The organism is Neobacillus niacini (assembly GCF_036961885.1).
Classification (GTDB): Bacteria; Bacillota; Bacilli; order Bacillales; family Cytobacillaceae; genus Neobacillus; species Neobacillus niacini_H.
The window spans coordinates 12,491-24,149 of sequence record NZ_JBALNQ010000018.1 but is presented as its reverse complement, the minus strand read 5'-3'; the positions used below and the strand labels follow the sequence as shown (position 1 = coordinate 24,149).

Here is an 11,659-nt window from a genome sequence, read left to right as displayed (position 1 = left end):
TTGAGTGAGAAAATATACAAAAAGCCGTTACCCAAAATTACGCGACAGTCTAAGCCATTTTGGGATGCTGCCAAACGACATGAACTTATGGTGCAGCAATGTGCAGAATGTGGGTGGTACCATTTACCGGCTGCTGAGCTTTGTCCAAAATGCAGTGGTGAGCTTGAGTGGGTTCATGCCAGCGGGAAGGGGAAAGTTCATACTTTTACCATATTCCATGTTCCCTATCATCCTGCATTCAAAGATGAACTTCCTTATAATGTTAGTATCATTGAGTTGGAGGAAGGTCCACTTTTACTTAGCAATGTGATTAATTGCAAAAATGAAGACATTAATACAGGGATGCCGGTACAAGTGACATTTGAAGATGTGACACCGGAGATTTCACTTCATAGGTTTGAGCCAGTGTAAAGTCTGGAAGTTGAAATAAATTATTCATTAAGGAGGTAGAAAAATGATGTATTCATTTCCAAGCTCATTTATTTTTGAGAAAAAAGGCCATATAGCCTATATGACCCTTAATAGGCCTGAGGCATTGAATTCAGTAACGCTGGATATGCTGGATGCATTTGACGAGGCATCGCGTATCATCAACGAGGATCCCGACATTTATGTGGCCGTCATTACAGGTACAGGAGATCGAGCATTCTGTACAGGCGGCGACCTAAAAGAGGCGATTCCAAAAAACACTTCTAACGGCATAGAAATGGGTGATCCGACAAAAAGGATTTTCAGTGATGTTACCAAGCCTATCATTTCTGCAATAAATGGGCATTGTCTAGCAGGAGGAGCAGAAATCATGCTTGCGACGGATATTAGGATTGCAAGCGAAAATGCTACATTCGGAGTTCCAGAGGTTCGTTGGTCACTAATACCCATTGGGGGTGCATGTGTTAATCTTGCACGTCAAATTCCGTGGGCTCGTGCAATGGAGTTGTTATTGATTGGAGATCGAATTTCTGCTCAGGAAGCATTTCAGATGAATTTGATTAACCGAGTCGTCAAACAGGAAGATTTAATGAACACAGTCGAGGATATTGCCCTTCGTATTTGCGAAAATGGCCCATATGCCGTACGTAAGGTAAAGGAAGTTGTCCGACGAGCTTATAATATGGCGTGGGATGAAGCATATTTTACAGAATATAGCGTGGGTAAAGATGTATTCAGCTCCGAAGATGCCAAAGAAGGACCAAAGGCATTTGCTGAAAAGCGAAAACCAATCTATCAAAATCGCTAAAATTGACAGAATTATCAATCTAGTATTATTCGAATCGTATAAGGAAGTAAGTTTTAGAGGGGGTAGGAATTAAATAATGTCTTATCTAGGAAATATAGGATATTGGATAAAATACTGGGCTGCTATTAATAAAAACAAGGAATTGCTTATTTTTAAAGATAAACGAATTACGTATTCGGCAATGAATGAAAAGGTTAACAGAATTGCGAATGCATTGCGGGAAAAGTTAGGAATTCGCAAAGGGGACCGTATAGTGAATCTGCTCTCGAACAGGGTGGAATTTTTAGAAATCTTACTTGCCTGCAGTAAAATTGGAGCACTAATTGTCCCAATGAATATACGTCTGGTAGAAAGGGAAGTTGAATACATCGTAGGTGACGCTTCTCCTAAGGTGATCTTTACTGAAGATACTTTGATAAGTAAATTACAAGCAGTTATTGATAATAAAGCGGTAGAGCATGTAATCAATGTAGATACGGATATTTATGAGAATTTAGCTAGGACTAGCAGCATTAAAGAGCCTGAGAATCAAGCAGTTTGGGAAGACGAATTTGGTATCCTCTATACATCAGGGACGACTGGATTACCGAAAGGTGCCGTTCTAACTCAAGAAAATATTAAAGCATCCACACATAATTTGATTGCTTCGAGAGGATATCAGGGTAAAGATCGTCTAGGCGTAGTTCTACCGCTATGTTTTACAGGAACGATCGTTAACATTATTCCTTTGATACACGTAGGTGGTACGCTAGTTTTAGACACTGGTTTTGACCCGGAACGTTATTTAAAAATGATTGAAAAAGAGAAGCTTACCATTTTAATGGGTGTACCTACAGTATTCAAATTTTTATATGACCATCCGCTCTTCGATAGTACTGATTTTAGTTCAATTAGGGATGGGAATGTTGGTGGTGCCCCGATGCCAAAACCGCTTATTTTGGCCTACCAGGAAAAAGGAATTGCCTTGTCTGGTTGTTATGGGCTTACAGAAGGTAGCGGCATCAATATGGTTCTATATCCGGAACACATTGATAGATTTGCAGCTTTACAACCTGCTATGTGGAATGAAATCCGTGTCGTTAACGATCAAGGTGATGATGTGGGTCCGGGTGAAGTTGGCGAATTGATTATTAAGGGTGCTACTGTCTTTAAAGGGTATTGGAACAATACAGAAGCTACTGCTGAAACGATTAAAAATGGGTGGCTCTATACTGGGGATATAGCGGAGGTAGATGAAGAGGGGTTTGTTTTTATTGTTGATCGTAAAAAAGATATGATTGTGACCGGTGGTTTAAATGTTTATGGATCTGAGGTTGAAAATATACTTTACGCTCATCCGTCTGTAAGAGAGGGCGCGGTAATTGGTGTACCGCATGCCGTGTGGGGCGAAGCAGTGGTAGTAGCAGTTGTACCTAAACCTGGACATATCATCGACGAAAAGGAAATGATCAAGTTTTTCCGTGAAAGGCTGGCTGACTATAAGTGTCCGAAGGCGGTCATAGGTGTGGAAAAATTACCTTTAAGTACCTCTGGAAAAGTTCTTAAAAAACAATTGAGAGAACAATTCCAATCTGTATTTTTAAATCAGGCCATTAAATAGAAATAACGAATAGAATGATAGATAAATTGAGAAATTGAAGGAGGAAAATAAAGTGGAAATTCAAGATATCGTTGCAATTGTAACTGGTGGTGCATCAGGGTTGGGGGAAGCTACTGTTAATCTTTTAGTTGAAAATGGGGCGAAAGCTGCAATATTAGATATGAATGAGGATAAGGGGCAAGCGTTAGTAGAAAAATTGGGTTCGGATAATGTGATTTTTGTAAAAACAAATGTAAGCAGTGAATCTGAAGCTCAATATGCGATTAATCAAGCTGTCGAGCAATTTGGTTACGTAAACGCCCTTGTTAACTGTGCCGGAATCACTAGCCCGAAGAAGGTGCTGAATAGAGAAAATAAGGCAAATAGTCTGGACTCTTTTAACAAGGAAATACAGGTAAACTTAGTAGGGACCTATAATATGATTCGTCTGGCCGTGGAAAAGATGGCCACCAATACTCCTAATGAGGATGGAGAACGGGGAGTAATTGTAAATACCGCCTCTGTTGCCGCGTTTGATGGGCAAATTGGTCAGCCGGGTTACAGTGCATCTAAGGGCGGAATTACTGCAATGACCTTGCCAATTGCCAGGGAATTAGCCAGACAAGGGATTCGTGTAATGACGATTGCTCCTGGTCTTTTTCTAACGCCAATGGCAGCTGGGGCAACAGAGGAACAAAAGCAGGCATTAGAATCCATGATTCCGTTTCCGAAACGTTTTGGAAAAGCTTCTGAGTATGCCAAGTTAGTACAAAGTATCATTGAAATTCCAATGTTAAATGGGGAAACGATTCGCTTAGACGGGGCTATTCGTATGCAGCCGAAGTAAAAGCCTGTATAAAAACAGTAATCCAAAATAATAAGAGTAGCCTAATAGAGTTGGAGGTGAATACGTTGGAAAAAATGAATGACTCTCTCCCCCTCGAGGGGATTCGTGTTATTGAACTGGGAACTTTAATTGCAGGTCCATTTAGCGGGAGACTTCTTGCAGACTTCGGTGCTGAGGTTATTAAAGTTGAATCACCGGATAAGGCTGATCCAATGAGAAATTGGGGCAAGGAAAAGGATGGGGTTCATTTATGGTGGCCGGTTCAAGCACGCAACAAAAAATCGATAACCCTTAATTTGCGTAAAAAGGAAGGGCAAGATGTCTTAAAAGAACTTGTAAAAGAGAGTGATATTTTAATTGAAAACTTTCGCCCCGGAACAATGGAAAAGTGGAATTTATCCTATGAAGAGTTATCAGAAATAAATCCGAGACTAATTATGGTAAGAACTTCCGGGTATGGACAATCAGGCCCATATAAAGATCGAGCGGGTTTTGGAAGTGTAGGCGAGGCAATGGGTGGTCTTCGATATATTACCGGTTTTCCAGATAGACCCCCGACACGGGTCGGTATTTCAATAGGGGATACACTTGCATCCCTGTTTTCTGTCATTGGCAGTCTGACCGCTCTGCATGAACGATCCCATTCAGGCAAAGGTCAGATGGTAGATACGGCCATTTATGAGGCAGTTTTCTCTGTGATGGAAAGCATGATTCCGGATTACTTGCTAAGTGGGTATATTCGGGAAAGGATGGGCAATATTTTGCCGGGAGTGGCGCCATCAAATATATATCTAACAAAAGAGGGAACGTTTATTGTAATTGGGGCGAATTCAGATGGAGTTTTTCAAAGGCTGACAGAAGCCATGGGAAAACCAGAGCTTGCAAATAGCCAGAAATTTTCTAGTCACATTGCAAGAGCCGAACATATGAAAGAACTAGATATGTTAATTGAAGAATGGACAAAAACACTTTCAGCTCATGAAGCCCTTGAAATCCTGGATGAAAAAGGGGTTCCTTCAGGCTTGATATATTCTGTTAAAGATATTGTTGAAGATCCGCATTATAAATCACGTGAAATGATTATACATTTGGAGCATCCTGAATTAGGAGATTTTCCTATGCCAGGAATCGTACCTAAATTAAGCCGTACACCGGGTAAAGTTAAACATACTGGTCCGGAGGTACAGGGGAAACATAATGACGATATTTATAAAGGCCTGCTTCAATACAGTGAAGCCAAGTTAGAAGTTTTACGAGCAAACAATATCATTTAAAAATTTAAGTAGAGAGTGGAAAATCCCCACTTGAATTTGGAATACAGGGTTGAAAAAGTTTTACTTTGGAAAAAGAGATTGGGGGAAATAAATATGCGTGAAGCCGTGATTGTAGAAGCTGTCCGTACACCTGTAGGCAAAAGGAATGGTCTTTTAAGTAAGATTCGTCCTGATGATCTTCTGGCAAAAGTATTAAATGAACTGGTAAAACGCGCTGGTATTTCAAAGGAAACCGTGGAAGATGTAATAATTGGCTGTGTGACACAGGTGGGAGAGCAATCGGTGAATATTGCTAGGTTTGCAGCGTTAATGGCCGATTTCCCAATTGAGGTTCCGGGACTTACAATTGACCGTCAATGCGGTTCCGGGCAACAAGCAGTACATCTTGCAGCACAAGCTATTTTAGCTGGTGATATGGATGTTGTGATTGCTGGCGGGGTGGAAAGCATGTCGAGAGTACCAATGGGTTCAAACCTTGGAACTACCCCATGGAGTGAAATTCTAACCTCAAAATATGAAATCATTAATCAAGGTCATGCAGCAGAGCGGATTGCGAATAATTTTGGATACACCCGCCGGCAACTTGATGAATTTTCACTTGAAAGTCATGAAAAAGCAATTAGAGCCCAAGAGGAAGGCCGTTTCGAACGCGAAATTATGCCGATTGAGGTGACATTGGATAATGGAACAACTGCTCTTATGACACAGGATGAGGGTCCTAGGAAAGGTTCATCACTTGAAAAATTAGCTTCATTAAAACCTGCATTCATGGAAGATGGGAAAATTCATGCGGGGAATTCAAGTCAAATGAGTGATGGAGCTGCTGCCCTGCTAATAATGTCAAGGGAGAAATCGGAAGAACTGGGCTTAAAAGCAAGAATTCGAATCGTCTCAAGAGCTGTAGTTGGATCAGATCCAACCCTTATGCTCACGGGACCTGCGGAAGCTTCCAGGAAAGCTTTGTCTAAGGCGGGACTTACCATTGAAGATATGGATGTATATGAGGTCAATGAGGCTTTTGCGCCCATTCCAATGTCATGGTTGGATGAGTTAAATGCGGATCCTCATAAGCTTAATCCAAATGGTGGAGCAATAGCCTTAGGACATCCGCTTGGGTGTACAGGAGCACGCTTACTGGTAACAATGATGCATGAACTGGAAAGGACTGGAGGAAGATACGGTCTTCAGGCTATTTGCGAAGGTGGAGGAATGGCAAACGGGACAATTATTGAACGATTAAGTTAACAGTAAGTTTTGGCAAATGTGTTGAAATAAAATTACTTGGTAATGCAGTAATTCGCTTGTGGTTTGAAATTATTTGCAATAAAAGGGGGATTTAATAATGTCATGCAAGTATAATCCATTTAATGCAGAGCAAGCAAAAGATCCGTATGAGGTATTGAAACAACTTCGTAGTCAGTGCCCAGTTAGCCAAATAGCAGATAAAATGTGGTACTTCGCAAATTACGAAGATACAGAGAAAGCTTTCCCTGATTTCAAAACCTTTTCAAATGCGGGAGGATTTGCTGTCAGCGAAAAAGGAAAAAATATTGACGAATCTAGAACGACACTTATTCAGATGGATCCTCCTAGGCATACAAAAATGAGAAAATTCTTTCTTGCTACTTTAAATGCTAAATCTTATAGAAATTCAAGTGAATTTATCATTCAATCCACAAGAGATTTAATAAAGGAAATTGCACCAAAAGAAAAAGTAGATTTAATGAGCGAGATGCTCACTATGATTCCCGGTAATGCTTTTTGTCATATATCAGGTATCCCCGTAAAAGATCAAAGGCAATTCTGTAATTGGGTTGACGATCTCCTTTTGCTGGCTGATAAACAGGGTGTTAACACTGCTGATATTTTCGCTCAAGATGATAATTTACCAGAGCCCGCCGTTCTAATGCTGGACTACATTCAATCACTTATTACCGAGCGAAGGAATTCGCTTAATCCTCCCGACGATATTATAACAAAAATGATTCAGTATGAAGATAAGGAAGACGGTAAAACCTTTTCCGATAAGGAAATCCAGTATCATGTCCGTTTCCTTCTTTTTGGCGGTTATGAAACTACCAAAAGTTTATTGTCAAACTTGTTCCATGAGCTGATTTCTAGTCAGGAATTGTATCAAAGGGTACGTAATGACCGAAGTTTGGTATCCCTGGCTGTGGAAGAGTCATTAAGAACCAGCTCGCCCTTTAAAATGATCATGCGCACGGTAACTAAAGACATTGAAGTAAAAGGGGTCAATATCCCAAAGGGAGACAGGATCGTCTTAGGGATTCAGTCGGCAAACCGTGATGAATCCGTCTATGGGGAAGATTCTGAAACCTTTAGCCTTGATCGGGAAAATCCGCCTGGACATCTGGCATTCGGAAAAGGGCCGCACCGCTGTATTGGGGCTGATTTGGCAAGAATAGAAGCGCAAATTGTTTTGAATGAATTTTTAGATGCTTTCCCGGAGGTTTCTTTAGATCCTGACTCTCCGGCAGAAAAATCATCAATCTATTGGCAAAATGGCTTTAAAACTTTACCGATTATTTTCCCTGCAAGAAATAAATAAAAAAAGAAAAAAAAGATTCTGTTTCATGGTTTAAAAAATAACTGACTGTTCCTCTGGCGTGAACGTGGAACGGTCGGTTAGCTTTTTTACATGAATTGTATTTAATAGTTTATTAAAATGATTGAGAAAGAGATTAATGCACTGATTGATAAAGGATTTATTGGACCTACGGGTAAAATAGACCAGATCATAAAAAAATGTGCGAAAAAGGTTAAATAATCTATAAATCTGTTTGAAGGGTGAATTTCATGAATCTGCCGGAAAAAGTGGAAATAATTGAGGTGGGCCCAAGAGACGGTCTGCAAAATGAAGCAGAGTTTATAGCTACCGGACATAAAATTAAGTTAATCAATGCCTTAAATAAAACCGGAATTAAAAGAATGGAAGCTGCATCTTTTGTCCACCCTGCCTATGTTCCTCAAATGAAAGATGCTGCAGAGGTAATTAACGGCATTGAACGAGCAGCTGATATTCAGTATATGGCATTAATCCCAAATGAAAAGGGCTTTGAAAGGGCAAGGGCAAATGGAGTCAAGGCACTTTCACTGGTAGTGAGTGCTAGTAATAGTTTTAATGTAAAAAATGTAAAAATGGGAAGAGAGGAATCAATCCAACAATTTGAATCTGTAATCACAAAAGCAAAGGTGGAAGGGATTTTCATTCGTTATAATATTGCTACCGCATTTTGGTGTCCTTTGGAAGGAAAGGTTGATTTAAAGGTTTCCCTGGAAATCGCAAAGAGGATTGATGATCTAGGAGTAAATGAAATCGTTTTTTGTGACACAATCGGCCGAGCCAATCCGAAACAAGTGTATGAATTATTCGAGGAAGTGCAAGAGCTACAGCTTAAAGCAATGATCACTGCTCACTTCCATGATACCTACGGACTAGCACTTGCAAATATCAATGCTGCACTTCAGGCAGGAGTAAGCCGGTTTGATACTTCAATTGGCGGATTAGGAGGATGTCCATTTGCACCAGGGGCCGCCGGAAATGTCGCGACAGAGGATGTAGTATTCATGTTAGACGAAATGGGCATCGGCACTGGAATCAATCTAAAGGCACTCCTCTCTTGTGTTGATATAGTAAAACCACTAACCAAACGTGAATTGACCGGTCACTATCATAAAATATTGAAATATCAACATACTTAAAAAATTTATAAGGTTAGTCATAATATTACAAAGAGCAGCAGGCTTAGGAAATGAAAATAATTAATGTGGTAAGAAGGATTAAATAGTGCCAGATACCATACAAAAAACGGAAGATACCTGGCGCTATTTGTGTATACTACAAGGAGGCTTGAATTTTGGCTCTGAGACAGCGGTTCTGAGTCAAGTCCATATTATTGTGTAAAAGTGTTAACAATTTGGGAAGAAGCTGGGGTTCTCTCTTTAGCCGCTTTGACTGCCTATAGAGCCTTATTTACAAGAAGGAAACTAAAGCCTGGTCAAACGGTTTTAATACCTGAAATTGGAAGTGGAGTGGCTATTAATCTCTTGATAATGGCTAAAGCGGCAGGAGCCCGAGTGATTGGTACTTCTAGAAGTGAAATAAAATGTGCACAGGCTCTGGAACGGGGGGCTGATTTGACTCTTTTGAGTGATAGTGATTGGAAAAAGGAATTACAAGGTGAGAACGTAGACTTAATTATTGATAGTGTCGGACCCGCTACATGGGAACGAGCAGTATCTGTTTTACGAGTTGGTGGTACGCTTGTAAATTTTGGTGCAACAACTGGATTTGAAATCAAAATGGATTTGCGAAATTTATATTTTGGCCAGATTAATATTTTAGGAAGCACAATGGGAAGCACAGAAGAATATAAAGAAATGTTGCAATTTATCGAACGATATCAAATAAGGCCTGTTATTGATAAGGTGTACCAGCATGCTGACACCTTAGAGGCTCTTAAGCGAATGAGTGAAGGTGTACAATTTGGAAAGATTGATTTAATAATAGAACGATAAAGCGGATCCAGTCAGAGATATTGAAAACCCCAAATACAACATTTTCAGAAAGCTGCTTTTACCTAACTGAAGATGAGGCCACTTCTACTACTATTTTTGAGGAGGGATACAAGAAATGATTCAACACATTGTATTATTAAGCTTTAATGAAAAAACGACGAAAGAACAAAAAGAAGAAGCCATTTCAAGAGCGAAGTTGCTTAAAGAGGATATTCCCGGAATTATAGATATACAAGCTGGTTTAAACTTTTCAGAAAAAGCTCAAGGGTTTGAAATTGGTTTGACATTATTGTTAGAAGACAAAAAAGCTCTTGAAAATTATGGACCGCATCCGAAGCATCAAGAACTGTTAGCCTATTTGAAGGAAATTGGTATTTCGGATAGAATCATTATGGATTTTTATGTGTAAAATCCGAGTTTGTCACTCCTCGAGCTTTGTAGAAGTTGAAAGTTAAATTGGTGCTACAAGGTATATATGATGATAGTTGTTTCCCGTATAAATAAATAACAAGATAACGAGCTGGGTTCTGTTATTCTGTTCGATGGCCAACCAAAATGTCGTTATTTAATCAGTGGTGGTCATTTATTTTATCGGAGGAATATAAAAGAATGAGCCGTCAACTCTACTGACTATGTATAATAGTCAGTAGAGTTGACGGCTTTTAATCTAAAGATTTACAAACTCCGCCATGTACTTGAATTTCCCCCCTTTGTGACGTGAATGACATTCTTTCCATTGGGATCCATGAAGATAGTTACATACTGGCACCCTCTTTTAGCGGAGGTTTCATCGGAACTGATCATGGTCACATGGGATAAATCCTGGGCTTCAATGACATGATCAACATAGTAATGAATAAGCCACTTGAATTTAGTGAAGATATAAAAAATAAAGATTGGCTTAGATGAATTGCTAAATTACAATTAGATACAATCAATCCTTTTAATAACCGTGTACGGGAAGTATAGGGAGGTGAGTTATTATAGAATTTCGTTCAAAAATAGACAACTTTTTTGTAGTGACCATATCAATCACGTTATTTGTAATACTTGCTGTATTTATAATTCCTCTAAGTTTAGATAAAGAAAGAACGATTATTGACACAATTATTGTTCTGTCCCTCTGTGTTTTATCAATTGGGTTTATTTTGTGGTCTGCATTTTCTATTAAATATGTTTTCTATCAAGACCATTTATTTGTTAAAGGTGGACTCTTTAGAAGTCGTATTCCCTATGAAGAAATAACGAGAATTTTGACTACAAAAGAAATATTTACAGGTTATCGGCTGTTATCTTCAAAAGATGGAATTGAAATATATTACAAATCGTCATCTTTGGGTAGTGTGAAAATTTCACCTAAAGACATTGAAATTTTCATTTCTGAAATAAAGAAACGTTGTCCGAACGTACACTTTGATAAATAATCTTTTAAGATAAACGTGCTAGGCACCTTCCAAATTTTTGGTTGGTACTGGCACATTTTTCTGTGGGTGGAGCGGGTAAAAGGATCATCTTAACGATTTTACGAAAAATTTTTCAAGCATAGGCGTCTCCCATATTATAAATAAATAAACAAATTCATTAATAAAAAAATACATAGATTTGGAGGATGAAGAAAACAATGCGGATTCGTGAAATGGAAGAAAGGGACAATCATACAATGGAGCAAATTATCAAACGCTCATTAGAATCTTTTAATTTAGACATTCCAGGAACAGCCTATTTTGATCCCCAACTGAGCAATCTAGCACAATTTTACAAGGAACAATCAAATGCAAAGTATTGGGTTGCGGTGAATGAACGAGATGAAGTGGTAGGTGGTGTGGGGATTGCACCATTTGGACAGATGACGGGGATTTGCGAGTTGCAAAAGCTATATATTACACCCGAAGCTCAAGGTATCGGTTTGTCGAAGGAACTCATGAAAGTAGCACTAGACTTCGCCAAGGAACATTATACATACTGTTATTTAGAAACAGTGAAGATTCTCCAGGCAGCGAATCTCCTTTACAGTAAATTAGGATTCAAGCAACTTGATAGAGCGCTAGATGGTTCAGACCATAATGTAATGGATGTATGGTATATGAAAGAATTATCATAACAGCTGGTCTTTTTATTGCAATGAAATTGAACTTTTAAGTCAAACCCTAATTAATGAAATGATAAACCACTCACAAACATTG

General features: G+C 39.1%; 12 protein-coding genes and 1 pseudogene. 12 read left to right on the top strand and 1 reads right to left on the bottom strand.

What is annotated here, in order from left to right; all coding sequences use genetic code 11:
* The 10 genes from V7124_RS08930 (at position 1) to V7124_RS08885 (ending at position 9,885) form a co-directional block, all read left to right on the top strand.
* The gene (locus tag V7124_RS08930) at positions 1 to 411 is read left to right on the top strand and encodes a Zn-ribbon domain-containing OB-fold protein (RefSeq protein WP_335488222.1); all 411 of its coding nucleotides are present in this window, start codon (positions 1 to 3) and stop codon (positions 409 to 411) included.
* A gap of 43 nt (positions 412 to 454) precedes the next feature.
* Entirely contained in the window at positions 455 to 1,237 is a 783-nt protein-coding gene (locus V7124_RS08925; RefSeq protein ID WP_335488220.1) for an enoyl-CoA hydratase/isomerase family protein, read from the top strand.
* A 76-nt stretch (positions 1,238 to 1,313) separates the two neighbouring features.
* Positions 1,314 to 2,837, top strand: a complete 1,524-nt coding sequence (locus tag V7124_RS08920; protein WP_335488217.1) for an AMP-binding protein — start codon at positions 1,314 to 1,316, stop codon at positions 2,835 to 2,837.
* Positions 2,838 to 2,889: 52 nt separating this feature from the next.
* On the top strand, positions 2,890 to 3,663 hold the full coding sequence (locus V7124_RS08915) for a 3-hydroxyacyl-CoA dehydrogenase (protein WP_335488214.1): 774 nt from the start codon (positions 2,890 to 2,892) through the stop codon (positions 3,661 to 3,663).
* Between the two features lie 74 nt (positions 3,664 to 3,737).
* Positions 3,738 to 4,937: a CaiB/BaiF CoA transferase family protein gene (locus tag V7124_RS08910; RefSeq protein WP_335488287.1), complete on the top strand. Its 1,200-nt coding sequence runs from the start codon at positions 3,738 to 3,740 to the stop codon at positions 4,935 to 4,937.
* A gap of 93 nt (positions 4,938 to 5,030) precedes the next feature.
* Positions 5,031 to 6,182, top strand: a complete 1,152-nt coding sequence (locus tag V7124_RS08905) for a thiolase family protein (RefSeq protein ID WP_335488211.1) — start codon at positions 5,031 to 5,033, stop codon at positions 6,180 to 6,182.
* 154 nt (positions 6,183 to 6,336) lie between these two features.
* Complete coding sequence (locus V7124_RS08900) at positions 6,337 to 7,506, top strand: cytochrome P450 (protein WP_335488208.1); 1,170 nt, start codon at positions 6,337 to 6,339, stop codon at positions 7,504 to 7,506.
* Positions 7,507 to 7,754: 248 nt separating this feature from the next.
* A complete protein-coding gene (locus tag V7124_RS08895) occupies positions 7,755 to 8,660 on the top strand; it encodes a hydroxymethylglutaryl-CoA lyase (RefSeq protein ID WP_335488283.1) in 906 nt (301 codons plus the stop codon).
* Positions 8,661 to 8,864: 204 nt separating this feature from the next.
* Positions 8,865 to 9,476 (top strand): zinc-binding dehydrogenase, encoded by a 612-nt coding sequence (locus V7124_RS08890; RefSeq protein WP_335488205.1) that lies wholly within the window; start codon positions 8,865 to 8,867, stop codon positions 9,474 to 9,476.
* Positions 9,477 to 9,591: 115 nt separating this feature from the next.
* Positions 9,592 to 9,885: a Dabb family protein gene (locus tag V7124_RS08885; protein WP_335488202.1), complete on the top strand. Its 294-nt coding sequence runs from the start codon at positions 9,592 to 9,594 to the stop codon at positions 9,883 to 9,885.
* Positions 9,886 to 10,163: 278 nt separating this feature from the next.
* Here V7124_RS08885 and V7124_RS26270 read toward each other — a convergent pair.
* Positions 10,164 to 10,331 (bottom strand): annotated as a pseudogene (locus V7124_RS26270) (ISL3 family transposase); the annotation flags it as partial.
* Positions 10,332 to 10,495: 164 nt separating this feature from the next.
* Here V7124_RS26270 and V7124_RS08880 point away from each other — a divergent pair.
* Positions 10,496 to 10,900, top strand: coding sequence for a PH domain-containing protein (locus V7124_RS08880; RefSeq protein WP_335488199.1), 405 nt, complete (start codon positions 10,496 to 10,498; stop codon positions 10,898 to 10,900).
* Positions 10,901 to 11,097: 197 nt separating this feature from the next.
* Positions 11,098 to 11,577 (top strand): GNAT family N-acetyltransferase, encoded by a 480-nt coding sequence (locus tag V7124_RS08875; RefSeq protein WP_335488280.1) that lies wholly within the window; start codon positions 11,098 to 11,100, stop codon positions 11,575 to 11,577.
* Positions 11,578 to 11,659: the final 82 nt, after the last annotated feature.

Excerpts from the sequence above, each read along its gene's own strand:
- V7124_RS08925 (WP_335488220.1), top strand. The coding sequence starts at position 455 with ATGATGTATTCATTTCCAAGCTCATTTATTTTTGAGAAAAAAGGCCAT.
- V7124_RS08920 (WP_335488217.1), top strand. The coding sequence starts at position 1,314 with ATGTCTTATCTAGGAAATATAGGATATTGGATAAAATACTGGGCTGCT.
- V7124_RS08910 (WP_335488287.1), top strand. The coding sequence starts at position 3,738 with ATGAATGACTCTCTCCCCCTCGAGGGGATTCGTGTTATTGAACTGGGA.
- V7124_RS08905 (WP_335488211.1), top strand. The coding sequence starts at position 5,031 with ATGCGTGAAGCCGTGATTGTAGAAGCTGTCCGTACACCTGTAGGCAAA.
- V7124_RS08895 (WP_335488283.1), top strand. The coding sequence starts at position 7,755 with ATGAATCTGCCGGAAAAAGTGGAAATAATTGAGGTGGGCCCAAGAGAC.
- V7124_RS08885 (WP_335488202.1), top strand. The coding sequence starts at position 9,592 with ATGATTCAACACATTGTATTATTAAGCTTTAATGAAAAAACGACGAAA.
- V7124_RS08875 (WP_335488280.1), top strand. The coding sequence starts at position 11,098 with ATGCGGATTCGTGAAATGGAAGAAAGGGACAATCATACAATGGAGCAA.